Origin of the sequence: Aliirhizobium smilacinae, assembly GCF_006335145.1 — a bacterium.
In the GTDB taxonomy this organism is placed as follows: domain Bacteria; phylum Pseudomonadota; class Alphaproteobacteria; order Rhizobiales; family Rhizobiaceae; genus Neorhizobium; species Neorhizobium smilacinae.
Genome location: NZ_VDMN01000003.1, coordinates 219,333 through 244,573, shown reverse-complemented (window position 1 = coordinate 244,573; position 25,241 = coordinate 219,333). Strand labels below are relative to the sequence as shown.

Here is a 25,241-nt window from a genome sequence, read left to right as displayed (position 1 = left end):
CGTTCGTCCTGCTCTCTGATTTGCGCCGGATTGGCGCAAGACCCGATTTTTATTACCTGCCGTCAAAAAGCAACTAAGCCGACGTTCAAAATGAAGGGAAACGGGGCCAAACTAAGGAAAAACAAAAAAGGTGGCCGCAAGGCCACCTTTTCTTAACAAATTGTCATCTTTGCCGGGCCTGAACCCGAGACCAAGATTACATGCCGGCGCCACCGAGAACGGTAACGGCGCGGCGATTTTGCGACCAGCACGAGATGTCGTCGCAAACGGCGACCGGACGTTCCTTGCCGTAGGAGATCGTCTTCATGCGGTTTGCCGGAACGCCGCGCGAAGCGAGGTATTCCTTGGTAGCTGCTGCACGGCGTGCGCCGAGTGCCAGGTTGTATTCGCGCGTGCCGCGTTCGTCGGCATGGCCTTCGACGGTGATTGCGTAGTTCGGATAACGGGCCAGCCACTGAGCCTGACGATCGAGCGTCTGCTGGGCGTCGGCGCGAACCGAGGTCGAGTCGGTATCGAAGAAGATGCGGTCGCCGACATTGACGGTGAAGTCCTGGCTCGAGCCCGGCGTCGCCGAACCTGCACCACCGAGGCCGAGTTCGCCGGCGCTGTTCGGCAGGTTCTTCTTGTTGGCGCAACCGGCAAGCGCCAGGGCCAGCGTGAGCGCGATGACGGCGGGGTTGCGAGCGAGTGTCTGCATGCGGCTCATCGCCGGGGTATCAATGCGGCTCATGGCCGGTCTCTCCTTGGATCATGAAATTCAGAGTTGCCAGACTCTAACCTAATTGGGTTAACCATATTCAAATGGCTATGGTTAACCAAACCTTGCGGCGTCCCGTATAAGCCCCATTCTGCCGAGAATGGGGCGGGAAAGAGGCAAGCTTGCCTCACTCTTGATTGCAGCCGTTCACACGTCAGCACCGGGCGCTACCCGCTACTCGAGCAGCGGCGACCAGGCGGGGTCCGAAGCGTAGGACGGCGTCTTGACCATCTGTTCGTTGTAACCGGTCAGATCGATCGAATAGAGCTGCGGCCCACCGGCGCCGGCCCCCTGACGGAAGAACATCAGCACGCGTCCGTTCGGCGCCCAGGTCGGGCCTTCGTTGTGGAAGCCCGAGGTCAGGATGCGCTCACCCGAACCGTCCGGCTTCATCACGCCGATCGAGAACTTGCCACCGGACTGCTTGGTGAAGGCAATCAGATCGCCGCGCGGCGACCAGACCGGTGTCGAATAGGAACCATCGCCGAACGAGATACGATTCTGGCCGGAGCCATCGGCATTCATCACATAGATCTGCTGACGCCCACCGCGGTCACTTTCGAAAGCGATCCGGCCACCATCCGGCGCATAGGACGGTGCCGTGTCGATCGCAGCTGTCGAGGTCAATCGCGTCGTGGTGCGCGAGCGCAGGTCCATCGTATAGATGTTGGCATTGCCTTCCTGCTGAAGGCTCATGATCACCTTCTGACCATCCGGCGAAAACCGAGGAGAGAAGGTCATACCAGGGAAATTACCGACGACTTCGCGTTGGCCGGTTTCCAGCTGCAGCAGATAGACGCGCGGCTGGTTGCCTTCGAAGGACATGTAGGTCACTTCCTGACGGCTCGGCGAGAAGCGCGGCGTCAGCACCAGATCCTTGGTGTTGGTCAGCATGCGAACGTTGAAGCCGTCCTGGTCCATAATCGCCAGCTGACGCTGGCGGGCAGTTTTCGGACCGCTTTCCGAAACGAACACGACGCGGGTGTCGAAATAGCCCTTCTCGCCGGTGATCCGCTCATAGATTGCATCGGCGATGATATGTGCGAGACGGCGCCAGTTATCCGGCTGGGTGAAGAACTGCTGGCCGGTCATCTGCTGGCCGGCATAAGTGTCCCACAGACGAAACTCGGCGCGAAGACGACCATCGGCCTCACGGGTGACACGACCGACGACAAGCGCCTGGGCGTTGATCGCGGTCCAGTCCTGGAAACGCGGGGCCTTGTTCGGATCGGTGATCTTCTCGATGAACGCGGCCTTGTTGACCGGTGCAAAAAGGCCGGAGCGCTGCAGGTCGGCAGCGACGACCTGAGCGATCTGGGCTCCCATCTCGTTGTTTGACTGGAAGTCCGTGATCGCGATCGGCAATGGCTGGACATTGCCCTTGTTGATGTTGATTTCCACCGCGGCCTGCGCCGGTGCAGAAAACGTCATCGCCATTCCGGCAATCGCCATCATGATACCGATGAGGGAACGTCTGATCATAGTGCTAAAGCCTTTCAGCTATTTGATTCTCTAGAGCCCCAGATCACTAGGGTCGAAATTCACGGCAACTTCGCTCCAGGCGTCGTATTTTTCGGCCGGCAGGTTCTTGAAGGGTTGCGATTTCAGCACAGCGCGCACCGCGCCACCCTCCATCGTCCTCCGCGCCATCGAGGAGCCGCCGGTCGATGATACTTCGGGCTCACCGATGATCATTCCCGACTTGTCGAGCCTGAACGTCACCCGGATCACCATGCCCTGCAATCCTTCGATGCCGGCGATGGTCGACCAGTTGTTCTGGATCTGGCCGCGCAACGCATCCATTTCGCTGAGGCTGAGCTTCGCGCCCGTTGATGGCTTTGTGCTGCCGGTGGAGGCTGGAGATGCCGAACGCTTGGCGCCGCCGCCGGATGCTTCCTGCTTGTTCAGAAGCGAGGCGATCTCGTCGGCATTGAAGTCACTCTTCTGCGAAGAGGAAGACTTGGCAGTCTCCTGCTTCTTGCCTTCCTTCTTATCGGTCGGCTTGGCAGTATCCTTGGCCTTGGTATCCGTCTTCGCCGTTTCGGCCGGCTTCGTTTCCGGCTTTTTCTCGACAGGCTTCTCGACAGGTTTTTCTACCGGCTTGGCCTGTTCCTTCGGCGGCTCGGGCTTAGGCTTCGCAGCCGGCAGCGGAATGGAATCGGGAAGCGGCAGTTCTTCCGCTTTGGTCTCAGTGGGAGCAGGTGTCGGCTCGGGCGTCGGCGCAGGAATGGGCTCAGGCTTCGGCGGGGTCGGCTCCGGTTTCGGCTGCGGCAACGCAGCCATTTCGGTGGGCTTCGGCGCGGTCTCTTCCGGCGCGATGTCCTTGACCTCGTTCTGCTCGGGCGTAGGAGTTGGTGTCGGGCGTTCCGTAGGTTTCGGAGCAGCCGCAGCTTCGACCGGCACAGGCCTCTTGGCCGGCGTCGGTGGTGTCTTCAGGTCGACGTCGTTCTCGCCGGCATTCTCGGCACCTTCGACGATCTTCTGATTGTTGGTCGGCTTGACCGAGGGCTTTTCCAGCATCGGCGCCTTTTTGTCGCCCTGCTGCATCATCGTCGTATCTTCGATCGGTACGATGTCGACAGGCAGCGCCTCGACGTCGGCAACGGTCATCGGCGCCGGTGCACTGAGCGAAACCATCGCCCAGGTCAGAACCAGCGTATGAAGAACCAGCGATGTGCCGAAACTTCCCTTCATGGCACCCGATTACCTGTCCTGTTCCTGAAGGGTAACGAGGCCGATATTCTTGTAACCGGCGGCAGAAATGCGGGCCATGACTTTCATCACGACGCCATAGGCGGCAGCCGTGTCGCCACGCACATAGATGCGCTCGTTATACCCGGTCGTGGCAATTGCCTCGAGCTTCGGAACGACTTCATCGATCGCGATCGGGGTTTCCTGCAGATAAACCTCACCTGCCGGATTGACGGAGATGGTGATCGGCTGCGTATCGGAATTCATCGCCTTCGCCTGCGTCTGCGGCAGATCGATCGGCACGCCGACGGTCATCATCGGTGCCGCCACCATGAAGATGATGAGCAGCACCAGCATGACGTCGACGAGTGGCGTGACGTTGATTTCGCTGATGACACCGCCACGGCGACGACCGCGACGTCCGCGGCGACCACCACCCGATGCATTCGCTCCTCCGGCAGACATGCCCATGATCTAGCTCTCCTTCGTCGCGCGGCTTATTGCGCGGCCTGGCGGGGCTGCAGCTTCTCGTCGATCTGACGCGACAGGATGGCCGAGAACTCGTCTGCAAAGCCTTCCATGCGGGAATGCAGCTTGCCCGCTTCACCCATGAACTTGTTGTAGGCGATAACGGCCGGGATAGCGGCGACAAGGCCGATCGCGGTTGCGAGCAGCGCTTCAGCGATACCGGGAGCAACGACGGCAAGGTTGGTGGATTTGGAACCGGCGATCGCCTGGAACGAGGTCATGATACCGACAACCGTACCGAAGAGGCCGATGAACGGACCGGCTGAACCGATCGTCGCCAATGAGCCTAGACGGGATTCGTAGGCTTCGCCTTCGCGCGACATGGTCACGTCCATCGCCCGGTCGATACGCATCTGCAGGCCGATCGGCGAACGTGCACCGCGCTCGAAGCTCTTTTTCCATTCACGCATGGCGGCGACGAAGATGGCGGCAAGGCCGTTGTTCTGGCGTTCGCCGAGCGTGCGGTAAAGCTCTTCCAGCGACTGTCCGGACCAGAAGACCTGCTCGAACTGGTCGAACTGCTTCCGCGCCTTGGAAAAGCTCACATACTTGTCGAGCACAATCGCCCAGGTCCAGACCGACGCACCGATCAGACCGATCATGACCAGCTTGACGATAAGTCCTGCCTGCATGAACAGCGACCACAGACTGACGTCATGTGTCGCGGCTTCCAAAGCTACCTGTTCCATCCACTATCCCCGAATCCAAACGCCCGGCTGATGACCGGGCGGGTTCCAAGCGCATGCTCGCGTAATTGCATCTCAACGGCGAGAAGGCTGCTCTAACCCCAAGATACCCTAGGTTTCCAGCTTGGCTTCTCGCCTTCAAATTTGGTCAAAGGAAGGCGTGCGTTGCACAAATTCCTCAGCGCCAAGTAAGACATCATTATCGTTAATAATGCGTTACAAACCGACCGCCTATCCCATTGGGAAGACTCCGGAACATCCTGTGTCGAGCGTTGACCGAGCAGCCCGGCGGCGGCACCCCGACTGGAAACAGCATCGGCCTTTTCGCCCCCTAGGACTGCCGCCCGAGAAATTTCTCCGCAATCGTCTCCGGCAACCGCCGCGGCCTGCCATGTTTGTTGATCACGGCGATCACCACCTTTGCCGCGATCAGCAGTGCTTCGCCACGACGGATTTGCTGATTGAGCACCATCTTGGCGCCACCGGCCTTTTCCGTAGTCGTCGTGATGGTCAGGACATCGTCCATCCGCGCTGGCTGCTTGAAATCGATCTCCATGCGGTGGACGACGAAGACGAGGCCCTCCTCGTCGGCGGCAAGAAGCACGCTCTGCTCGCAACCCAGGCAGCGCAGGTAATCAGTCCGGCCCCTCTCCAGAAAGTGAAGATAGCGTGCGTGATAGACGACACCCGAAAAGTCCGTGTCCTCATAATAGACGCGCTGCACAAGGCGATGCCCATGATCGGTCAGTTCGCCGGAAAGAAGAAAATTATCACCGTTCATGAGGCCTGCCTTGGAAAAACCTTATCGTCATCTGGATATTGGGAGCACGCTGCCCCACCATTGAAAGGGCGTCATATTTCCTCCGTAACAGGAAAAGATCAGAACACCACTGGAGATTTTCATGAAGATTGCAGTCATGGGCGGCGACGGTTTTATCGGATGGCCAACGTCCCTTCACCTGTCCCATGCGGGCCATGAGGTCCATATTCTGGACAATCTCTCCCGTCGCTGGATCGACACGGAACTCGGTGTACAGTCGCTGACCCCGATGGACAGCATCCAGGAACGCACCCGGATCTGGCACGCCGAGACCGGCCGCCGGATCCATTTCAACCTGATCGACCTCGCCAGGGACTACGAACTCCTGAAGAACTGGCTGGCGGAACATCGGCCGGACGCGATCGTCCATTTTGCCGAACAGCGCGCCGCGCCCTACTCGATGAAAAGCGATCGCCACAAGAACTACACCGTCAACAACAATGTCAACGCGACCCATAATCTGTTGAACGCGCTGGTCGAACTCGAACTCGACACACACCTCGTTCATCTCGGCACGATGGGTGTCTACGGTTATTCGACGGTCGGCGCGGCAATTCCCGAAGGGTATCTGCCGGTCGGCATCGAGACCATGGGCGGCGAGACGGTCAGCCAGGAAATCCTCTACCCGTCAAACCCCGGCTCGATCTACCACATGACCAAATGCCTGGATCAGCTTCTGTTCCAGTTCTACGCGAAGAACGACCGGCTGCGCATCACCGACCTGCATCAGGGCATCGTCTGGGGCACCCATACGGAACAGACCCGTATTCACGAGCAATTGGTAAATCGCTTTGATTATGACGGGGATTACGGGACGGTGTTGAATCGTTTTCTTATCCAGGCCGCGATCGGATACCCGCTGACCGTGCACGGCACCGGTGGCCAGACCCGCGCCTTCATCCATGTACAGGATTCGGTTCGTTGCATCGAGATTGCGCTGAACAATCCCCCTGCCCGCGGCGGCCGAGTCGAGATCTTCAACCAGATGACCGAGACCCACCGCGTGCGTGACCTGGCGGAGATGATTTCGAAGATGACCGGAACGGAGATCGCCTGGCTTCCTAACCCACGCAAGGAGGCTCCGGAAAACGATCTGGTCGTCAGGAACGAGAAATTCCTCGAACTCGGCCTGAAGCCGACGACGCTTGGCCAAGGCCTGCTTTCAGAGATCGTCGATGTTGCAAAGAAATACGCCTACCGCGTTGACCGGACTCGCGTTCCGGCCGTTTCCGCCTGGACCAAGGACATAGCGGCAACGGTCGAGCGAGATCCCGAAGGCATGCGCCTGAAGTCGGTATCGTAAGGGACTGATTGCCATACGGCAGAAACTTTGCTTTCCGTCATCCTCGGGCTCGTCCCGAGGATTGATCCACGTAAACGAATTTCAACGACGGCAGATGCGCGGGACAAGTCCCAGCATGACGACCGAAGCGGTCCGGGAGAACGATCGAAAACCATGGGACAAGCCTTCGTCACCCTCGTCACAAATGCCGATTACATCATCGGCGCCACTGCCCTCGTCCACTCCTTGAAGCGCACGGCAACTCCGGCCGACATCGTCATACTTCACACCGGCGCGGTCAGCACCGAGGCACTGAGCAATCTCCAATCGCTTGGCTGCCGTCTCATCGAAGTCTCGCACCTTCCCTTGTCCGAAGCCTTCAACGAACGCCATGCGCGCAAGAACCTGCACGGCGCGGCGCCTTTCACAAAAGGCAACAAGCCGGATTTCCACACGCCGCTCGACAATTTCTGCAAATTGCGCCTCTGGCAACTTACGGAATATCGCACCGTCGTTTTCCTAGATGCCGACGTAATCGTGCTGAAGAATATCGACAAGCTGTTCGACTACCCGCAGTTTTCCGCGGCGCCGAATGTTTACGAGAGCCTCGCCAATTTTCATCGGTTGAACTCTGGCGTTTTTGTCGCCAAACCCTGCGCGGAGACGTTCGAAAACATGCTTGCCGCACTCGATCAGCCCGATGCCTTCTGGCGGCGCACCGACCAGACTTTTCTCGAAAGCTTTTTTCCCGATTGGCACGGCCTGCCGATCACCATGAACATGCTGCAATATGTGTGGTTCAACATGCCGGCACTATGGGACTGGAAAAGCATCGCCATCCTCCACTACCAGTACGAAAAGCCATGGGAGAGGGATCATCCCAAATCTGATCGGCTTCGCCCGCTGATCGATCTCTGGCATGCCTTCCACGAGGGACGAAATATCCCCGATATTTCCTGCCTCCCCGGCCCGCCGCTCCCGAAACCCGGAGATGTTGCGTGAAAGTGCTCGTCTCCGGCGGCACCGGCCTGGTGGGACGCTATATCGTCGAGGGTCTGCTGGCGGCGGGATACGACGTCGTGGTCGGCGCACGCAAGCGACCATCGAAAAGCATGTTTTCACACTCGCTGGATTTCCGTCCACTGCAGCTTGATCCCAAACTCGATCAGACGAAGGCCTTCGAGGATATCGAAGCCTTCGTGCACGCCGCATTCGATCATCTGCCCGGCAAATACAGGGGAGGTGAAGGCAACGATCCGCAGCGGTTTCGGCATGTTAATCTCACAGGCTCGATAAAGCTGTTCGAGGCAGCGAAGAAAGCAGGCGTCAAACGGACCACATTTCTTTCCAGCCGAGCCGTCTATGATGGTCTGCCTTCGGGAACGATACTGACCGAGGCTCTTCCGCTTTCACCGACTTCACTCTACGGCGAAATCAAGCTTGCCTGTGAACAGGCGCTGGCTGAGTTGTCCGGCCAAGGCTTCGTTACGTCATCGCTACGCGCCACGGGAGTGTATGGCGAACTTCGCCCGAACAAGTGGGACGACCTGATGGCCGACGCTCTTGCCGGCAAGCCGCTCGCACCACGGGCCGGCACGGAAGTCCACGGCGCCGATGTCGCGCAGGCGGTACGCCTGATGCTAGAATCCGATGCACAAATCATCAACGGAGAAAGCTTCAACTTGTCCGACGTCACCGTCGATACGCGGATGATCGTCGAAAAACTGGGCCTTTCTGCACCACTCGTGGCGTTCGCGGCACTTTCCGCGAACGTCATGGATACCGAAAAACTCCGCCGCATCGGCTGGAAACCAGGCGGATTACGGCAGTTCGACGAGACGATGGCGACTTTGGCACGCCAGCTTGGAGCCGATCACTGATGATGTGACACGTGTCGCTGTACGTTGCCATCTTTGCCGTGACGACCATGGTCACGCTTTTCTTTCTTTTGGGCTTCTACGGCTTTCACCTGTTCTTCCGCCCACTTCTGGCCGGCATCGCCGCCCCAGAGAAGCCAAGCGATATAGCCGGTCGACGGGTCCTCGTCGTTGCCGAAATTTTCGGCCCGCTTGTCGACCTTGTGCCGAGCGAAATAGCTCGCCATCCGTTTGACGGTCAGATCCGAAAGCGACTTGCGATGCTGGAGATCGCGGGCGCGGGCAATGCCGACGGTCGTTCCACCGCGACGAAATTTGGCCCTGAACTTCAGCCCTTTTTCCGCGGCAGCCGAAACCTCGACCGGTGGACGATTATCGAGATCCTTATCAGCCATGGGTCTTTTTCACCTCCGACTGACTTTTCAGCACGCGGTCGCCGTCATCCTGCTTGATCAGGAATGCCGGCTCGTTCTTATCCGCCTTGCGCTTGATCGTTTTTCCCTTGATGCGGCGCTCGACATCCGCGGTGAATTTCTGGGTAACTTGACCCTCCGCCTTGGAGCGCCCCCATTTCCACTCGACGTCATTTCCGACCTGAATCTTCTGCATGCATGGCTCCTTTTTGCTCCAAGGCAAACTCATGCAGCCGGATGATGTTCCGAAATCAGTCTTTCAGATCGAGATCGCCGTCCCGTTGGACGATATGGCGTGGCGAAGTCGGCAATGTCTCGATCTCTTCAGCAATGAAATAAGGAGGGATATCAAGAGCTCGAAGCGCTTCCGTCGTTGCCGGCACCCATTTGAACTCGAGTTCATGGGTATCGACCACGCGGTGAACGATCTCGGTCGGATGGAACGGAAAGCTCTCGGGCAGTTCCATGCGGTAATAAAAACCGAGCTCGTGCCAATCCTTGTCCTCGTAATGGAAAAAGTTCTCCGCCACCCAGAGCAGCGGTCCAACCTCGGCCGTGACGCCAAGCTCCTCGACCATCTCGCGCTTCAACGTTTCTTCCGAGGTCTCGCCCATTTCGGCGCGCCCGCCCGGAAACGTCCAGAAACTCTCGTGAACGGCACGATGCACGAGCACATATCCATCCCGAAACGCCAGGCCCGCAATGCGCATCTGAAAAATGCGCTTCGGCTTGAACTTCATCCGGATGCGAAGATCCTGCGGCTTGTCCTTCTTACTCATCTTCCAGACTCATTCGAAACTGCGCCGCTTCCATGTCCTTCGGCGGCTGCAGGCCGAGATGTTTCCACGCAACGGACGTCAGCACACGCCCACGCGGGGTGCGCTGGATGAAACCCTGCTGGATCATGTAGGGCTCGATAATGTCCTCGATCGCGTCCCGCGGCTCCGAAAGCCCGGCGGCAATCGTCTCGATCCCAACCGGTCCGCCGGCAAAATTCACGGCAATCATGTTGAGATAACGTTTGTCGAGCTGGTCGAAGCCGGCATGGTCAACGTTGAGACGGATGAGCGCCTCATCGGCGATCTCCTTGGTCACGGCTTCCGCGCGGGCCACTTCGGCAAAATCGCGCACGCGACGCAACAGACGCCCGGCGATACGCGGCGTGCCTCGTGCACGGCGAGCGATTTCGCGGGCGCCGTCATCCGTCATCTTGAGCCCCATCAGCCGCGCGCCCCGGCGCACAATGCCTTCCAGCTCCTCGACCGTATAAAAGGACAGTCGCACCGGAATGCCGAAGCGATCGCGCAGCGGCGTGGTCAACAGGCCTATACGGGTGGTGGCGGCAACCAACGTGAATTTCGAAAGGTCGATCTTCACCGATCGCGCAGCCGGCCCTTCACCGATGATCAGATCGAGCTGAAAGTCTTCCATCGCAGGATAGAGAATTTCCTCGACCGCCGGATTGAGCCGGTGGATTTCGTCGATGAACAGCACGTCGCGCTCTTCGAGATTGGTCAGAAGCGCCGCAAGGTCTCCCGCCTTTGCGATGACCGGACCGGAGGTCGAGCGGAAATTCACCCCGAGTTCCTTCGCCATGATCTGCGCCAGCGTCGTTTTACCGAGACCGGGCGGGCCGACGAACAGCACGTGATCCAGCGCCTCGCCACGGTTTTTGGCAGCCTCGATGAAGATCTTCAGATTGGCGCGGGCCTCCGCCTGTCCGGTAAACTCGTCCAGGGATTGAGGGCGCAACGCCGTATCGAGATCTTCGCCCCGCTTTTCCGGCGAGATGAGGCGGGTTTCGTCAGTCATGCGAGTAATTCCATTCCGGGCACACGGGTCGCGGCCTTTTTGTCGAAGGTCACTGTCTTGTCGCACCCTGCCTGTCGATTACGAAGTGCTATAAAGCAGTCGGCGAATTCAATCGGGTTATCGAGCATCAAAGCCAAGGCCTCCTCAACCAGATGCTCGTCTTCAACAATCAGATCGTGGGACTCCAGCAGATCACCTATGGCTGAAGCAACTTCTGCTCTTTCGACCCTAAGGCGGTGCCGCAAGAACCTGGCAAATTCCATCAGAGATATGCAGTTAATATAGCCAGGCCCTTCGGTTTCGAGCCTCTCAAGGAAGCGGGAGACCTTCTTCGATTGCTCGGCATCATCCTGAAGAACGATCCTGAGAAGAATATTTGTGTCGAGGCCTATCAACGTTCACCTGCCAAGTGTTCAGTCGCAGCATCCACGATCGCGTCACGAAGATCGTCATCCGAAAGGACACTTCGCGCTGGATCCGCAAAACGTCCGGAAAGGTCGGATAGGCGTCTGTTCTTCGCCTTCATTGCCACCTCACCGTTCCGCACAACATAGCGGATTTTATCTCCTGGCTTGAGGTTCAGGATATCCCGCACTTCGGACGGCACCGTGGTCTGGCCTTTGGAGGTCAGAGTTCCATAAAATACAGTCACACCAAACCTCCTTACAAATTTCGATTTGTAAGGAAATCAGTAGCACGAAAGGACGCTATCGCGCCAGCTCCTTCAGACCAAACCGGATCAGCTTGGCGCTGTCCGCCCCCTCGCCCGCCGTCTTCATCGCGGCCGCAACGGCATTTGCCGCCTGGTCGCGCGAATAACCGAGATTGTTGAGCGCCGAAACCGCATCCGATACGGGCGCGGAGGCAACACCTTCGCCAAGCTCCTGCTTGAAGCCGATATTGGCGGCCGCCTCGCCGGCAAAGGCAGGCGCCTTGTTCTTCAACTCGGTAACGATCCGCACCGCCACTTTTGGGCCGACACCCGGTGCGCGCGACACGACGGTCCTGTCCTGCAGCGCGATCGCATTTGCGAGCTCACCCGGCGTCAAAGTCGAGAGAACGGCAAGCGCCACCTTGGAGCCGACACCCTGTACGCTCTGCAGCAAACCGAACCATTCGCGCTCCAACGCCGAAACGAAACCAAACAGCTTCAGCTGGTCCTCGCGCACATAGGTCTCGATGAACAGGATGACCGCTTCGCCGACATTGAGGCGCGACAGCGTGCGCGACGAGCAGAAGGCCTCGTAACAGACGCCATGCACGTCAACGAGCACATAGTCGTCGCCGATCTCGTCGATAGTGCCTTTGAGCTTGCCGATCATGAAATGTCCGCCGTTAGAGAGAAAGAGGATGCGTTTCGGGAGAGATGATTTCAAGATGCGGGAAATAGCTTCGGTAGCGCGTGGAATCTCGGGTCAACAACCGGTGGGAGCGCGTAGCTGCGTGCGCTCCGATAAGGAAATCTGGCAAGGTACGCTCGCGCAAACCGCCCGCATGCCTGTACGCAGCATGAGCGAGGCCTGCCTGGTATGCCGCAGCAAAAGGCAATGGCTCTCTCACAAACTCCAGGCGCGCCAGCATAAACGCCAGCGCATCTTCCGTGGGAGCCATGGTTGCCAACTCTGCCCAAACAATTGGCGTCAGTATAAATCTCGCTGCGGAGCGAAGATCGAGAATGACTTGGGCAGACCATTCCTTAAAGCGAGTCTCTGGGCCAAACACGTCGATAAGAACATTCGTATCAACGAGGACCGAGATCATCGCGCGCCCCTCTTAGAAATTCCATAAATTCGTCGGCAGTCATGCCGCCGGTATCAAAGCTGCCTGAGCGGCTTTTGAGCCATGTTTCGAAATCGCTACCCGACATTTCGGGCTCGTTTGAGATGACCACGAGCCGCGCGCCCTTGTCGTCGGCAATAAAATCCACTTCTGAACCCGGCCCGATATTCAGTCGGTCACGGATGTCTTTCGGGATCGTAACCTGGCCTTTTTCGGTGACACGCATGGTAATACCTCTGCGGTATTACTTATTGCCCTTACGAGAACAAGTCAAGAACAAATACATCCCCGCTCACCCGGCCAGTGCCTGGCGCATCCGGTTTCCACCACGGTTATGGGCATGGCAGATGGCGATGGCGAGCGCGTCCGCAGCGTCGTCGCCCTTAAACTCCACCTTCGGCATCAGGATCTTGAGCATCATATGGATCTGCTTCTTGTCGCCATGGCCGACACCGATCACCGATTTTTTCACCGCATTCGGCGCGTATTCCGAAACCGGCAGTCCGGCGCGTGCCGGCACCAGCATGACCACGCCACGGGCCTGACCGAGCTTCAGCGTCGCGACCGCATCCTTGTTGACGAAGGTCTGTTCGACCGCCGCCTCATCCGGCTTGTAGGCATGCACCATTTCCGCCAATCCGTCATGCAGCTGGCAAAGACGCGAGGCTAAATCGAGGTCTCCATCGGACGTCACGGTGCCGGATGCGACGAAACGCAGGCTGTTGCCGATCGTGTCGATGACCCCCCAGCCCGTGCGCCGAAGTCCGGGATCGATGCCGATGATTCGAATGATGTCTGCCATATCCCACCTTACCGTCACCCGGCATTGATAGCCACCGAAATATGAACGAAACGGAAACATCGAAATCAGACTGGTTAACGTCCTGATAACCATATGTCTATCAACTGTCCGGACCTGTGCAACGGCGGCGGCTTTTCCGCGTTCTGGGTGTTCTCGAATGATACGAGAGGGAGAGAGGGCGATGTCTGAACGCCAAGTTTTGTTCATGAAGATCACGGTCCTGCTTGTTTTGCAGAATGGCCTGCTGGCAATGATTGCATCCGCTCTTTCTCCGGGCATGTCCCCAGCCATGACGGCAACCTTGGCAGCGGGCGTCATCGTTTTTTCGATAGCGACGGCCATGATGGCCACCCGCATCGCCGGCGGTCACGCAACGCGACCGGCGCCGACCAGATTGTCTCTTGGTGCCGGACCCGAAAAAAGCGCAGATATCCGTCCGCGGTTGCTGCCCGTTTCTCACGATACAACATCACCGCAACGGCGGCTCCAAATTGTGGGATTGCCGGCGACCGGCGTCCAGAACGGCCAAGCCGGCGCGGTCCGTCAGAAAGCCTCGGAAGATGCCTTGAACGCATTGGATGCCGGCCTGCGGCGGCTGGCGACGGGCGATCTCTCCGTAAGCCTCGACACACCGTTTTCCGATGGCTTTGAAGGCCTGCGTGGTGATTTCAACAGAGCCGTGGGTTCGCTCAACGAAAGCCTGACAACCATCATATACTCTGCAGGAACCCTTCATGGCGAATGCGCGGAGGCGCGTATCCGGCTCGCGCAGGAGCGGTCGCTGCTACCCGATGAGGTTCCGGCCCTCTCGGTCGCGGGCAACGGCCTGCGCGACATTGGCGATCTGCTACGGGAACAGGATGCCGCGCTGAGAGAACTCGCAGCAGTTGCCGCCAACGCCAGAGCTGATCGGCAACAGCACCGCACAACCACCGCAACGGATGGCGATGTGTCCGAAGGACTGCATAAAGCCGAGAAGCAGATTGGGGAAATCGCCGCATTGATGCGGGACGTCGCCTTTCGAACAAACATGCTTTCCGTCAACGCCAGCGTCGCGGCCGCAAACATGGCGTCTCCGCAGGAAACGCTAAAGATCTTTGCGTCCGAACTGCGCGACATGGCCGAAACAAGCGCGACAGCAGCAAAACAAGCTTCAATTCTGGAACGCGACGTCGACGTCTGCCTCAAGCAGACCCGTTCGCAGGCCGAACATATCTCGCGGCAGGAGCAGCATCTCGTCGAGAGTTTCGAAACCATCGACCACAAGCTCGCAGCCATATCCGAAGCATCCACGATGTCATCCGATATGCTTGCCCGCAGCGGTATCATCCTCGACGGCGCCCTGAAATACTCAAGTCAGCGCCGCTCGCTAGACCACGCACTGGAGGCCGCGCTCGAGCGCATGGCGCAGGAGATTGCCGTGATCAACCGGCATTGCGGGCGGTTCATTCCGGTGACCGTGTTGCATGACGACCACACTCCGCCGGACACGCGCCCACCCCATCATCGCAGCCACCTGAGGCTGATAAAGACCTAAAAGTGGAAAAATTTCGTCATGCTTTTCTTGGCACGAGGGTCGCATCGGCGGATTCGGCTCCCTAGATAGGAACAACCCATTTGTCCTTATCCAAGGTAGTTCCATGATTCCGTTCTCGATACTTGACCTTTCGCCGGTCGGCGAAGGTTATTCGGTGCGCGATGCGCTCGAGCAATCCCGCCAGCTGGCAATCAAGGCCGAGGAGCAGGGATACAATCGTGTCTGGCTCGCCGAACACCATGGTATGCCCGGCATTGCCAGCGCCGCCACCTCCATCGTCATCGCCCATGTGGGTGCGGCAACAAAAAGGATCCGCGTCGGTTCCGGCGGCGTCATGTTGCCCAACCATTCGCCTCTGGTCATCGCCGAACAGTTCGGCACGCTGGAAGCGCTGTTGCCCGGCCGTGTCGATCTCGGCCTCGGCCGCGCACCCGGCACCGATATGCGCACCGCCAGCGCGTTACGGCGCAACATGGATGCAGGCGCAGAAAACTTTCCGCAGGATATCGTCGAACTGAAGCATCTTCTCGGCACTCCTGTCGAGAACCAGGCGATCATCGCAGTGCCCGGCACGGAAGCCAATGTGCCCCTCTGGCTGCTCGGCTCCAGCCTCTACAGCGCCCATCTCGCAGCCGCCCTGGGGCTCCCTTACGCCTTTGCCTCCCATTTCGCGCCCGACATGCTGATGGATGCGATCGCCATCTATCGCGAACGTTTCCAGCCATCGGCGCAACTCGACAAGCCTTATGTCATGGTCGGCGTCATGGGTGTTGCCGCCGATACCGACGAAGAGGCCGAAAAGCTGTTCACCTCGTCGCAGCAGCAATTCGTCAATCTTCGCAAGAATGTCCGCACCCGTTTCCCCAAGCCGCTGGACAGCATGGACGGCTTCTGGACGCCGATGGAAAAGATGAGTGTCGAGCATACACTGCGTTACGCGGCCGTCGGCTCCGTGCCGACGATAGAAGCTCAACTGAAGGAATTCCTGGCAGAAACCGAAGCCGACGAGCTGATCGTCTCCATGCCGATCCACGACATAGACGCCCGCCTCCATTCGGTCGAACTGTTCGCCTCGCTGCCGATGATGGAAAAGGTAACAGGCTGATACGAAAACGGGCCGGCAAGACCGGCCCGTTTCAAATTATATCGTCGGATAGAGCTCAGGCCGAAAGCTTGGCCATGACTTCGTCGGAGACTTCGAAGTTCGAATAGACGTTCTGTACGTCGTCGTCGTCTTCCAGGTTGCCGATCAGCTTCATCAGCGACTGGGCCTTTTCCTCGTCCACTTCGATCGTGTTCTGCGCCTTCCAGATCGCCTTGACGGTATCGGCTTCGCCGAGCACCGCTTCCAGCGCCTTGGACACTTCGTTCATGTCCTCGAAGCCGCAATAGATCGTGTGGCCTTCTTCATCGGAAACAACGTCATCTGCACCGGCTTCGATTGCCGCTTCCATCACCTTGTCGGCATCGCCGACCGAAACCTTGTAGGTGATTTCGCCGACGTGATCGAAGGAGAACGAAACCGAGCCGGTTTCACCCAGCGCGCCGCCGGCCTTGGTGAAGATCGAACGGACGTTCGATGCGGTGCGATTACGGTTGTCGGTCAGCGCTTCGACGATAACCGCCGTGCCGCCCGGGCCGTAGCCTTCGTAGCGGACCGCATCATAGGTCTCGGCGTCTGCGCCCGATGCCTTCTTGATCGCACGATCGATATTGTCCTTCGGCATCGACTGCGCCTTGGCATTCTGCACGGCGAGGCGCAGCGCGGCGTTCATCGTTATGTCCGGCAAACCGGTCTTCGCGGCGACAGTGATTTCGCGCGCGAGCTTGGAGAACATCTTGGAACGGATACCGTCCTGCTTGCCCTTGCGGTGCATGATGTTTTTGAACTGTGAATGGCCAGCCATGGCACCCCTGATAGTTTAGCCTGTGTGGGAATGGCGCCTTATAATTTCGATAACGCCACCATTCAAGGTATTTTCCCGCAGGAACAAAGCCCACGCCATACCGTTTGCCAATCGACAGGACAAAAGGAGAAAAAACGATGGCAAGTCTGACGGAAGCACGCGAGGCCCCCGAACGCCAGCTCTGGGATGAGATCAACGGCGTCCACGCCGGCATGCTCGGCCTGGAAGGTACGCAGACACATTTCCAGCCCATGGCCCCGAATGTCGATCAGAAGACCGGCACGATCTGGTTTTTCACCAAGGCGGATACTGACATCGTGCGCGCCATAGGCGCCGGCGGCCGGGCGCATTTCTGCCTTACGGGCAAGAACCATGATTACCACGCCTATCTGTCGGGGCTGATCGAGGTCCGGCTCGATCCCGTCAAGCGCGACGAATACTGGAGCGCGGTCACATCCGCCTGGTATGAACACGGCAAGGACGATCCGCTTTTGACCATGCTTGCGTTCAAGGTCGAGGATGCGGAAATCTGGGCATCAACGAACAGCACGCTGAAATTCGGCTGGGAAATCGCCAAGGCCAACATGAAGGACGAGAAGATGCCGGAGGTCGGCGTCAAGCAGCACCTCACCTTCTCCGCCTTCCACTAAGTAGGATCAGGAATGCCGCCGGGGCTGTCAAAGCCCTTGCGGCACAAGGATTGTCGGCTTTTTCGGCAGCGACCGCATCGACACCCTGATGGTCTTTTCTTTTGCGTAGGCGATGTCGAACTTTCCGTCGAACATGGCAAGGAAAGTGTCGAGCGGCGGTCCGAACCGGTGCATAGGCAGGATCAGCGAAGACCGCAGCCGCTGCACCACCCGGCTCATGCTGTCAGCCCCCATCGTCAATCCGCCATCAACCGGCACCATAAGAATGTCGAGGCGACCGATCTCGGTGTATTGCGCCTCGTTCAGCTCGAAATGTAAATGACCGAGATGACCGATGCAGAGACCGGCAACTTCGAAAATGAAGATCGAATTACCGTTTTCCTCAATGCCGCCGCCCCAGTTTCGGATGTCGGAAACGACGTTGCGGATATAAACGTCGCCGATCATCTCCTGGTGTCTGGCCTTTTCACCCGGCACATCGCTCCAACCGTGCAGCACATGTTTGATCGCGGGGTCAGGACTCAGCGAGTAGTGGGTCGAATGCGCCCGGTTCATCGTCACAACATCGGGCATCCGATAGGGCTGGTAGACGCCGCTATAATCAGTCGCGACCCCGACACCATCAGGCGTTTCGATGAAATAGGTGGAATGCCCGACAAAGGTGATCTTCACCTCTTCCCGTTCGGCAAGACTGAGCTTTCGCTGCGCCTGAACGGGCTGGACATCCGACGACTGAAAACTAGCGAACCGCACGTTCGGAAGCTTTTGCGCAATCGCCTGACACTGGCTGATCGGAAGGCCGCCATCCTGGGCAAGGGCCGGTGAAAATGCGGAAAGAAGAAAAGCCGAAAGACCGAATGCGAGAGTTCGCAGCTTCATGCAACACTCCGAGAACCGTGTTCATGCCCATTCCGCAACGAAAGATGCGGGAAGCATGAAAGCGCGTCCAGCGGACATCACCGCCGCGGCCTCACAATTCCGTCATAGCTTCAAAGCACATTGGTCTTTGGAAAAGTGGAAACATGCGGCTTCACACCCTCAGATGATGATGACGCGAAGACCGAAAGGCGTGTCGTCATCGAAATTTCGTGTGCCGATACGTTCACTCTCGCCCGACAACCTGCGGTCCTCGGGCTGTTCCTCGTCGGTGTCTACCGCAGCAACAGCGTCCTGGCGCTTGTGTGGATGACGATCGTCGAGCGTGTCTGGAACGTCCTCGTTCCCGCCTTCATCACCTTCATCTCGTTTTTTTTTCAAAGCCGCAAGATCCGCGTTGATATGGGATTGCCGAGCATCTGCCCAGGCATTGTCCGGCTCCGCGATGGAGAGGCTGCTTTCAGTCATGGTTGCCGCCGAAGCGGACGTGGCAGAAATGCGGGCAACCGGATCGACCATCGGATTTCCTCCATCAAGAGCGGCTCGCTCCCGCCGCGCAATCGCGGCAGGGCGTCTTGAGCCATCATCTTAACATGGGGATCCCGGCCTATCCAATCAACGCCAGAAGCTTGGGATCGTCTCGGCAAGCCGCGGTCCGACCCTGAGCGGCTCGATCTTTTCAGCGAGACCGGTCGAATCCGAAATCTCGATCCCGAGACCGCACAGCGTCGCCGGCCCGCTTGCCGCCTCGAAACGCCCCTTGGGCATTTTCGAGATGAAACGGTTGAGCGGCTCTTCCTTGTCCATGCCGAGCGACGAGTCGTAATCCCCGCACATGCCGGCATCGGACATGTATCCGGTGCCGCCATTCAGGATCTGGCAGTCTGCCGTCGGCACATGCGTGTGGGTACCTACGACAAGGCTGGCACGGCCATCGACGAAATGGCCAAAGCACTGCTTTTCGCTGGTTGCCTCGGCATGGAAATCGAAGATCACCGCATCCGCCTGCTCCTTCAAAGGTGCCGCGGCAAGGATTGCCTCGGCACTCTTGAAGGGATCATCGAGCTCGGGATGCATGAACACGCGGCCCATGATGTTGGCCACCAGCACGCGAGCGCCGTTGCGGGCATAAAAGACACCCGATCCCTTGCCGGGCGTGCCGGCGGGATAATTCGCGGGCCGCAGGAACTGGTCGTGGCGACCGGCAAAACCGACGGCTTCCTTCTGGTCCCATACGTGATTGCCGGTGGTGACGACGTCGGCACCGGCATTGATCGTCTCGAGAAAGATATCTTCCGTAATGCCGAAGCCGCCGGCCGCGTTCTCGCCGTTGACGATAACGAAGTCGAGCTTCAGGTCGGAAATCAGACCCGGCAGCTTTTCCCATACGGCTGTGCGGCCGGTCTTGCCGACCATGTCACCTAAAAAGAGAAGGCGCATTCCTATCCAATCTTCGCAATGGCCTCATCGGACAGATCGCGAAGACCGCTTTCCGTCAGTATCCCGTGAAGCCTTATATCATGAGGTTCATCGGGAACTGATGCCACTTCCTGGCAGTCGAATGCAATGCCGATCAACCGCGGGTTAATGCCTTTTTGCTGCAAACGGTGAATTGCCCGGTCATAATAGCCCCCGCCGTAACCGATCCGATGGCCTCGCGCATCGAAAGCAGCAAGCGGCACCAGCATGATCTGAGGATCGAGTTCGACCGCTTCAGGCCCCGGCCCGACGGTGCCGAAGACGCCCGAGACCAGTTCGGCCCCATGCACGAATTCGCGGAAAACGATGGTCTGCTTGTCGAGCACGACAGGCACGCAGATCCGCGCGCCCCGGTCTTCGAGAAGGTCCATCAACGGCCGGACATCCACCTCGGAACGGATCGGAAGAAAACCCGACACGACCGTCGGGCCATCCAGATCGATCGCACCCATGCCATGGGATGCAAGCAACAGGCTCTTTTCCACGCGTTCCGCGACATCGAGCGCATCGCGTGCTGCGAGCCTTTCGGCCCGCAGCACGGATTTTATCGATCGGCCCGGCATCAGGACTTCTCTGTTGCGCGAGAGACCAGCAGCTTGTCGATCCGGCGTCCGTCAAGATCGACGACTTCGAATGTCCAGCCATGGGCCGTGAAGCGTTCGCCCAGTTCCGGCAGGTGCTTCAATTCGTCCAGCACGAAACCGGCAACGGTTTCGTATCCGGGATCTTCATCGACCGCGATGCCCATCTGATCGGCAAACTCGTCGACCGGCATCCAGCCGGCGATGAGGAAGGACCCGTCGTCACGCGCGACGATGGCCGGCTCCTCGCTCGAATTCTCCTGGAAAACGCCGGTAATCGCTTCCAGCACGTCACCGGAGCTGATGATCCCTTCGAAATGACCGTATTCGTCATAAACGAGAACCATATGCGCCGGCGCCTTTCTCAAGGCCTGGATGACGTCGAGCGCACCGGTCAGGTCGGACACGACAGGCGCGTCGCGCATCGCCAACTGAATGTCGAACTGCCGTCCCCCGGCCATGAAATCATAGGCATCCTTGACGAACAACACACCGAGGATTTCGTCGGAACTGCCTTTGCGAACCGGCAGGCGCGAACGCGTCGTCGCCCGAAGCTGGGCGCGGATCTCTTCCGGTTCATCCTCGGTATCGATCACCTCGACATCGCGGCGCGGCGTCATCAGGCCGCGCGCGGTGCGGTCGGCAAGGCGCATGACGCCGGAAATCATCTCGGATTCACCGCTTTCGATCACGCCCGCACTCTGTGCTTCGGCGAGAACGGTGCGGATTTCCTCGTCCGTCACCTTGTCGTCGGACTCGCCTCGCTGACCGAGAATGGCCAGCACGAAACGGCCGGAAATATCGAGGAACCAGACGATCGGAGCGCCGAAGGTCGCGACAAGCTTCATGGCCGGCGCGACACGCGCCGCGACGGATTCCGGCGCACGCAATGCGATCTGCTTCGGCACAAGTTCGCCGAGGATGAGCGACATGTAGGTGATGATGACAACGACACCGCCGACACCAAGCCAGTCCGCCAGGTTTTCGGACATGCCCTGCGCTTCGAGCCAGCCGGTCAGGCGTGTACCGAGCGTTGCTCCAGAAAAGGCGCCGGAGAGAACGCCGACAAGTGTGATGCCGATCTGTACGCTGGAAAGGAAGCGGCCCGGGTCCTCGGCGAGCTTGATGGCTGTGGCTGCGCCACGGTTGCCCTGCTCTGCCATGATCCTGAGACGGACCGGACGGGATGACACGACGGCAAGTTCCGACATTGCCAAAACACCGTTCAGGACGGTGAGTGCAACGACGATGAAAATTTCGGTTAACAAAAGGTGCTCTTAGGCTGGGACAATATCCTGCGCACAAAAACGTTGACCGCTTATGGCGGCTACCGTTGAATTCCAGATGTGATCTCGCGCGCAGTTCGGAAAACCGTGGACCGGTTCTCGGAACTGCGCACCTTCACCTATGAGTGGAAATCATAAGGTCGGCGGCAATGTATTGCAATGGCTGGAACAAGTGAAGGGGCCAGCGGATCAGACGGAAAGATCGATGGTCATTTCGGCGCGTGTTCCGACGGACCGCGGCACATATTCGATCGAGGATCCCAGTGTCGAGGCCATGGACTTGACAATACGGCTGCCGAGGCCGGTTCCCTTCGGGCTGTCTCCCTCCGTCCAGCCGATACCATCGTCTTCGACAGCCAGAAGTGCTTTGCCATCATCTTGAAGAGCAAGCGTCACCCTCACCTCGCCTTCCGTGCCGGGAGGATAGGCATATTTCAAGGCATTGGTCAGCAGTTCGGTGACGATCATACCGACGGAAACGGCCCTGTCGGAGGTCAGCGCCACACAATCGGCAGCGATCCGGATCGACGGCCCCTGGCGATCGGCCACGGTGCCCTGCACCTCGGTCACCAGCGTCCCGAGATACTTGTCCATCTCTACCTGCCGAACGTCGTCGGACGTGTAGAGGCTGCGATGCATGCCGGCGATGGCGGTAATGCGCGCCTGCGTTTCTGCCAGTGCCGCCTTCACGTCTTCGTTCTTGCTGCTGCCGGCCTGCAGGCGGATCAGCGCGGCAACCAGCGCCAGACTGTTGGCAACGCGGTGATTGACTTCGGCGAGCAGCACTTCCGCGCGCTCCTTGCCGAGGCGGATCTCCAGATCTGCCTTCTCTTTTTCCTGGCGCAGTTCCGCGGTCGAGATCGCTTGGCCGATCGCATTCTGCATCAGAGGCCAGAACTCGTCGCCCACCGTCTTGATGACATAGTCGGAAGCGCCGTTCTTCATCGCCTCGATGGCGATCGTCGCGTCGCTGGATCCGGTGACGTAGATGATCGGAGCAGAGCAGCCCCGTTCCTGCAGCCGGTGAAAGATATCCATTCCGGTCTCGGTCCGGAGATAGTGGTCGAGAACGACTGCGTCGATCCCGCCCTTTTCGAACGCCGCCATGGCGGTGGCGCCATCGACGGCAGCGATCACATCGTAGCCGGCACGGCCGAGATGGCGTGCCGCGAGACGGGCCAGGGCGACATCGTCGTCAACATACAGGATCGTTCGCGGCATTTTTTCTCATTACTGTCCGGGTATCTGCATCACGGAAAAGAACAGGCCCAGCTGTCGGATGGCGTGTGCAAAACTATCGTATTCTACTGGCTTGGTAATATAGACATTCGCGCCGAGATCGTAACAGCGCTGAATTTCCCGCTCGTCGTCCGTCGTCGTGAGGATCACTACTGGCAGGCGTTTCGCATGAGGGTTGGACTTCACCTTCTCGAGGATGTCAATACCCGACATATCCGGCAGGTTGAGATCGAGAAGGATCAGTAGATGACGATCGCTGCTAACGGTCCCCGATCGATCGGGGCCAAGGATGAAGTCAAGCGCATCGGTCCCGTTAGTGAACGGAATAATCTCGTTGTTGACGCCTGCGCGCCGTACATTCTTCTCGATCAGACGGGCGTGCCCCTCGTCGTCTTCGATCATGACGATAGTGACTTCCTTGCCGGCAGCTTTCATGGCCCGCTACTCCTAACATATTGGGACAAATCCATGGGCAGTCGGATAACAAACGTCGCACCGCCGCCCAGCGTGGATGTCACAGTAATTTCACCGCCTAAATTTCTAACTAACGATCGCACATGTGCCAGGCCGATCCCCTCACCCGGCTTGTCCTGAACTCCTGCCCTGCGGAAAAGCTCGAACACGCGCTCATGGTCCTCCGGCGCAATCCCGCGACCATTATCCGCCACCTCGATCCGGACTGCACTGCGTCCCATCGGAAACGCCTTGATCGTCAGGTTGAGCGGGCGCTCCGGATGTTTGTACTTTACCGCATTGTCGAACAGGTTGCCGAAAATTTGCTCCATCGAGAACCGGTCGGTCAAAATGCCACGGGACGCATTGACCGAGATACTGACTTCACCGCCTGAATCGCTGACCTGATGATGCACGCTCGCGGCTGTCGCTTCCAGAAGCTCCCCGAGATCGATGCGCTCGGGCTTCAACTCGCGACGGCCGTCACGCGATATCTTGAGAATAGCGTTGATCAGCGCATCCATCTTCTTCGTCGAAGAACGAATGAAGCCGATCGCCTCCGGCAGATCCTCCTCAACGGCGAGACGCGCCTCGCGCACCTCGTCTTCACTCGGCTTCGCTCCATCCGCCAGCACGTAACTGCTGATCGACTTGAGGGAGGTGTCGAGTTCACTGGTAAAACCCATGATATTGACGAGCGGGGCTCTGAGATCATGCGAGACGATATAGGCGTACCGCTGGATCTCGCGATTGGCCTGCATCAAGTCTTCGGTACGCTCGTTGACGCGCTCTTCCAGCCCGACGTTCAACTCTTCGACCTCGGCGCGGGAATGATCGAGTTCCCGAACATGCTGCATCACCACTGCAATCGCACCGCCAACGACGAGAATGATCATCAATCCGCCGCCGAGAGTAACATATTGCAGCGTTCCCGCACTTTCGCGGATATCGCCGATGCCTTTTATCAGATGCCCGTCCAGTTCCTGCACCACGTCACCGATCGTCTGCCGAAGCTGCTGCATGACGACGAAACCGGATTCATTGCGCACGATGGCAACGGCGTCTGCGACCCTGCCTTCGGTTGCAAGGTTCAGGGTGGACTGCATCTCCGTCACTTTTTCGGCAATCAGCCGGCGAATATCCTCAAGCGGTATATTGACCATATTTTGGTTGGTCGCGACACGATCGAGCCGGTCGACCTGCGCCGGAAGAGCCTCGAGCGCCTTCTGGTAGGGTTCCAGAAAAACCTCGTTCTGCACCAGCAGATAACCGCGCTGGCCGGACTCCGCCGAATTCAGCAGGACCAGCATGTCGGCAGCGACCGAGCGCACCGCCCTCAACTTGGTGACCTCGTCGAAATAGTTCCGGGTCATGCTCGACAGGAAAAACGACGACAGCACGATCGCAAGCAGCAGCCCCGCACCGATCAGCAGCATCAGAAGCGAGGACCGGGCGAACTTGGCATTCGAAAAGGGCATGAACAAAACCGTCTATTGAGATGGACGGTTGAACTTGGCCGCAAAGCCGGCATTGTCAATGCATATCCGGCCGGTGCCGGAAAGCACGCACAACAATTGGGAAAAGAAGAAGGAGAAAGTGCGATCCACGGCAACCGATGGATTTTTACGATCCTGGGTGCCTACAAACGTAGGTGGGCGCCATATGTCCAAGCCCACGGGCCTGGTCAGGGACAGCTCCCTTTGGATCGAGTATGGCCCCAGGGATTGTGGTTCCTGTCGTGAAGCATAGATCGCAACGGCAATATATGTTTGATCCGCATGCAGCG

The 25,241-nt window shown here is 58.6% G+C and carries 31 protein-coding genes and 1 other RNA gene; 6 read left to right on the top strand and 26 right to left on the bottom strand.

Annotation, left to right across the window (positions count from 1 at the left end; all coding sequences use genetic code 11):
- Positions 1 to 196: 196 nt before the first annotated feature.
- The 6 genes from pal to ybgC form a co-directional block, all read right to left on the bottom strand.
- Positions 197 to 730, bottom strand: a complete 534-nt coding sequence (pal, locus tag FHP24_RS15875) for a peptidoglycan-associated lipoprotein Pal (RefSeq protein WP_139677203.1) — start codon at positions 728 to 730, stop codon at positions 197 to 199.
- A gap of 201 nt (positions 731 to 931) precedes the next feature.
- Positions 932 to 2,239, bottom strand: coding sequence for a Tol-Pal system beta propeller repeat protein TolB (gene tolB / locus FHP24_RS15870; protein ID WP_139677202.1), 1,308 nt, complete (start codon positions 2,237 to 2,239; stop codon positions 932 to 934).
- Positions 2,240 to 2,269: 30 nt separating this feature from the next.
- Positions 2,270 to 3,451, bottom strand: coding sequence for a TonB C-terminal domain-containing protein (locus tag FHP24_RS15865; RefSeq protein ID WP_139677201.1), 1,182 nt, complete (start codon positions 3,449 to 3,451; stop codon positions 2,270 to 2,272).
- A gap of 9 nt (positions 3,452 to 3,460) precedes the next feature.
- The gene (gene tolR / locus FHP24_RS15860) at positions 3,461 to 3,919 is read right to left on the bottom strand and encodes a protein TolR (protein ID WP_139677200.1); all 459 of its coding nucleotides are present in this window, start codon (positions 3,917 to 3,919) and stop codon (positions 3,461 to 3,463) included.
- A 26-nt stretch (positions 3,920 to 3,945) separates the two neighbouring features.
- On the bottom strand, positions 3,946 to 4,665 hold the full coding sequence (gene tolQ / locus FHP24_RS15855; RefSeq protein WP_139677199.1) for a protein TolQ: 720 nt from the start codon (positions 4,663 to 4,665) through the stop codon (positions 3,946 to 3,948).
- A gap of 328 nt (positions 4,666 to 4,993) precedes the next feature.
- Positions 4,994 to 5,443, bottom strand: a complete 450-nt coding sequence (ybgC, locus tag FHP24_RS15850; RefSeq protein WP_139677198.1) for a tol-pal system-associated acyl-CoA thioesterase — start codon at positions 5,441 to 5,443, stop codon at positions 4,994 to 4,996.
- 121 nt (positions 5,444 to 5,564) lie between these two features.
- On the opposite strand from ybgC, the gene FHP24_RS15845 reads away from it, so the two are divergent.
- The 3 genes from FHP24_RS15845 (at position 5,565) to FHP24_RS15835 (ending at position 8,644) form a co-directional block, all read left to right on the top strand.
- Positions 5,565 to 6,785 (top strand): NAD-dependent epimerase/dehydratase family protein, encoded by a 1,221-nt coding sequence (locus FHP24_RS15845; protein ID WP_139677197.1) that lies wholly within the window; start codon positions 5,565 to 5,567, stop codon positions 6,783 to 6,785.
- 153 nt (positions 6,786 to 6,938) lie between these two features.
- Entirely contained in the window at positions 6,939 to 7,766 is an 828-nt protein-coding gene (locus FHP24_RS15840; protein ID WP_139677196.1) for a glycosyltransferase, read from the top strand.
- Positions 7,763 to 8,644 (top strand): NAD-dependent epimerase/dehydratase family protein, encoded by an 882-nt coding sequence (locus FHP24_RS15835; RefSeq protein WP_139677195.1) that lies wholly within the window; start codon positions 7,763 to 7,765, stop codon positions 8,642 to 8,644. Before FHP24_RS15840 ends, FHP24_RS15835 begins: the two co-directional genes overlap by 4 nt.
- On the opposite strand, the gene FHP24_RS15830 is transcribed toward FHP24_RS15835, so the two are convergent.
- The 10 genes from FHP24_RS15830 to ruvC form a co-directional block, all read right to left on the bottom strand.
- Positions 8,638 to 9,036: a hypothetical protein gene (locus FHP24_RS15830; protein WP_246091775.1), complete on the bottom strand. Its 399-nt coding sequence runs from the start codon at positions 9,034 to 9,036 to the stop codon at positions 8,638 to 8,640. The two genes, FHP24_RS15835 and FHP24_RS15830, sit on opposite strands and share 7 nt — an antisense overlap.
- The gene (locus FHP24_RS15825) at positions 9,029 to 9,250 is read right to left on the bottom strand and encodes a hypervirulence associated TUDOR domain-containing protein (protein ID WP_139677194.1); all 222 of its coding nucleotides are present in this window, start codon (positions 9,248 to 9,250) and stop codon (positions 9,029 to 9,031) included. Before FHP24_RS15825 ends, FHP24_RS15830 begins: the two co-directional genes overlap by 8 nt.
- 55 nt (positions 9,251 to 9,305) lie before the next feature.
- On the bottom strand, positions 9,306 to 9,794 hold the full coding sequence (locus FHP24_RS15820) for an NUDIX hydrolase (protein ID WP_342782348.1): 489 nt from the start codon (positions 9,792 to 9,794) through the stop codon (positions 9,306 to 9,308).
- Positions 9,795 to 9,825: 31 nt separating this feature from the next.
- Positions 9,826 to 10,866, bottom strand: a complete 1,041-nt coding sequence (ruvB, locus tag FHP24_RS15815) for a Holliday junction branch migration DNA helicase RuvB (RefSeq protein WP_139677192.1) — start codon at positions 10,864 to 10,866, stop codon at positions 9,826 to 9,828.
- On the bottom strand, positions 10,863 to 11,261 hold the full coding sequence (locus FHP24_RS15810; protein WP_139677191.1) for a PIN domain-containing protein: 399 nt from the start codon (positions 11,259 to 11,261) through the stop codon (positions 10,863 to 10,865). Before FHP24_RS15810 ends, ruvB begins: the two co-directional genes overlap by 4 nt.
- On the bottom strand, positions 11,258 to 11,518 hold the full coding sequence (locus FHP24_RS15805; protein WP_139677190.1) for an AbrB/MazE/SpoVT family DNA-binding domain-containing protein: 261 nt from the start codon (positions 11,516 to 11,518) through the stop codon (positions 11,258 to 11,260). The genes FHP24_RS15810 and FHP24_RS15805 overlap by 4 nt, the downstream gene beginning before the upstream one ends.
- A gap of 55 nt (positions 11,519 to 11,573) precedes the next feature.
- Positions 11,574 to 12,188 carry a Holliday junction branch migration protein RuvA gene (gene ruvA / locus FHP24_RS15800; RefSeq protein ID WP_139677189.1) on the bottom strand — a complete coding sequence of 205 codons (615 nt, stop codon included), beginning with the start codon at positions 12,186 to 12,188 and terminating at the stop codon, positions 11,574 to 11,576.
- Between the two features lie 13 nt (positions 12,189 to 12,201).
- Positions 12,202 to 12,627 (bottom strand): type II toxin-antitoxin system VapC family toxin, encoded by a 426-nt coding sequence (locus tag FHP24_RS15795; protein WP_139677188.1) that lies wholly within the window; start codon positions 12,625 to 12,627, stop codon positions 12,202 to 12,204.
- On the bottom strand, positions 12,608 to 12,871 hold the full coding sequence (locus FHP24_RS15790; protein ID WP_139677187.1) for an AbrB/MazE/SpoVT family DNA-binding domain-containing protein: 264 nt from the start codon (positions 12,869 to 12,871) through the stop codon (positions 12,608 to 12,610). Before FHP24_RS15790 ends, FHP24_RS15795 begins: the two co-directional genes overlap by 20 nt.
- Before the next feature lie 66 nt (positions 12,872 to 12,937).
- Positions 12,938 to 13,447 carry a crossover junction endodeoxyribonuclease RuvC gene (ruvC, locus tag FHP24_RS15785; RefSeq protein ID WP_139677186.1) on the bottom strand — a complete coding sequence of 170 codons (510 nt, stop codon included), beginning with the start codon at positions 13,445 to 13,447 and terminating at the stop codon, positions 12,938 to 12,940.
- A gap of 181 nt (positions 13,448 to 13,628) precedes the next feature.
- On the opposite strand from ruvC, the gene FHP24_RS15780 reads away from it, so the two are divergent.
- Positions 13,629 to 14,984 (top strand): methyl-accepting chemotaxis protein, encoded by a 1,356-nt coding sequence (locus FHP24_RS15780; protein WP_180356023.1) that lies wholly within the window; start codon positions 13,629 to 13,631, stop codon positions 14,982 to 14,984.
- A gap of 103 nt (positions 14,985 to 15,087) precedes the next feature.
- On the top strand, positions 15,088 to 16,089 hold the full coding sequence (locus FHP24_RS15775) for an LLM class flavin-dependent oxidoreductase (RefSeq protein ID WP_139677184.1): 1,002 nt from the start codon (positions 15,088 to 15,090) through the stop codon (positions 16,087 to 16,089).
- Between the two features lie 55 nt (positions 16,090 to 16,144).
- Here FHP24_RS15775 and FHP24_RS15770 read toward each other — a convergent pair whose 3' ends face one another.
- The gene (locus FHP24_RS15770; RefSeq protein ID WP_139677183.1) at positions 16,145 to 16,891 is read right to left on the bottom strand and encodes a YebC/PmpR family DNA-binding transcriptional regulator; all 747 of its coding nucleotides are present in this window, start codon (positions 16,889 to 16,891) and stop codon (positions 16,145 to 16,147) included.
- 137 nt (positions 16,892 to 17,028) lie between these two features.
- Here FHP24_RS15770 and FHP24_RS15765 point away from each other — a divergent pair, with 137 nt between their 5' ends.
- The gene (locus FHP24_RS15765) at positions 17,029 to 17,541 is read left to right on the top strand and encodes a pyridoxamine 5'-phosphate oxidase family protein (protein WP_139677182.1); all 513 of its coding nucleotides are present in this window, start codon (positions 17,029 to 17,031) and stop codon (positions 17,539 to 17,541) included.
- Positions 17,542 to 17,568: 27 nt separating this feature from the next.
- Here the strand turns inward: FHP24_RS15765 and FHP24_RS15760 are convergent, their stop codons facing one another.
- The 9 genes from FHP24_RS15760 to ssrS all read right to left on the bottom strand — a co-directional run bounded on the left by FHP24_RS15760 (position 17,569) and on the right by ssrS (position 25,210).
- Positions 17,569 to 18,420 carry an MBL fold metallo-hydrolase gene (locus tag FHP24_RS15760; RefSeq protein ID WP_139677181.1) on the bottom strand — a complete coding sequence of 284 codons (852 nt, stop codon included), beginning with the start codon at positions 18,418 to 18,420 and terminating at the stop codon, positions 17,569 to 17,571.
- Positions 18,421 to 18,579: 159 nt separating this feature from the next.
- Complete coding sequence (locus FHP24_RS15755) at positions 18,580 to 18,936, bottom strand: hypothetical protein (RefSeq protein WP_139677180.1); 357 nt, start codon at positions 18,934 to 18,936, stop codon at positions 18,580 to 18,582.
- Between the two features lie 96 nt (positions 18,937 to 19,032).
- The gene (locus FHP24_RS15750; protein WP_139677179.1) at positions 19,033 to 19,857 is read right to left on the bottom strand and encodes a TIGR00282 family metallophosphoesterase; all 825 of its coding nucleotides are present in this window, start codon (positions 19,855 to 19,857) and stop codon (positions 19,033 to 19,035) included.
- 2 nt (positions 19,858 to 19,859) lie between these two features.
- Positions 19,860 to 20,459 (bottom strand): 5-formyltetrahydrofolate cyclo-ligase, encoded by a 600-nt coding sequence (locus FHP24_RS15745; protein ID WP_139677178.1) that lies wholly within the window; start codon positions 20,457 to 20,459, stop codon positions 19,860 to 19,862.
- A complete protein-coding gene (locus tag FHP24_RS15740) occupies positions 20,459 to 21,745 on the bottom strand; it encodes a hemolysin family protein (protein WP_139677177.1) in 1,287 nt (428 codons plus the stop codon). Before FHP24_RS15740 ends, FHP24_RS15745 begins: the two co-directional genes overlap by 1 nt.
- A 207-nt stretch (positions 21,746 to 21,952) precedes the next feature.
- Positions 21,953 to 22,984 carry a sensor histidine kinase gene (locus tag FHP24_RS15735; protein WP_139677176.1) on the bottom strand — a complete coding sequence of 344 codons (1,032 nt, stop codon included), beginning with the start codon at positions 22,982 to 22,984 and terminating at the stop codon, positions 21,953 to 21,955.
- Positions 22,985 to 22,993: 9 nt separating this feature from the next.
- On the bottom strand, positions 22,994 to 23,437 hold the full coding sequence (locus FHP24_RS15730) for a response regulator (RefSeq protein WP_139677175.1): 444 nt from the start codon (positions 23,435 to 23,437) through the stop codon (positions 22,994 to 22,996).
- Positions 23,434 to 24,933 carry a sensor histidine kinase gene (locus tag FHP24_RS15725; protein ID WP_180356022.1) on the bottom strand — a complete coding sequence of 500 codons (1,500 nt, stop codon included), beginning with the start codon at positions 24,931 to 24,933 and terminating at the stop codon, positions 23,434 to 23,436. The genes FHP24_RS15730 and FHP24_RS15725 overlap by 4 nt, the downstream gene beginning before the upstream one ends.
- Before the next feature lie 118 nt (positions 24,934 to 25,051).
- Positions 25,052 to 25,210: non-coding RNA, 6S RNA (ssrS, locus tag FHP24_RS15720), on the bottom strand.
- Between the last annotated feature and the right edge of the window lie 31 nt (positions 25,211 to 25,241).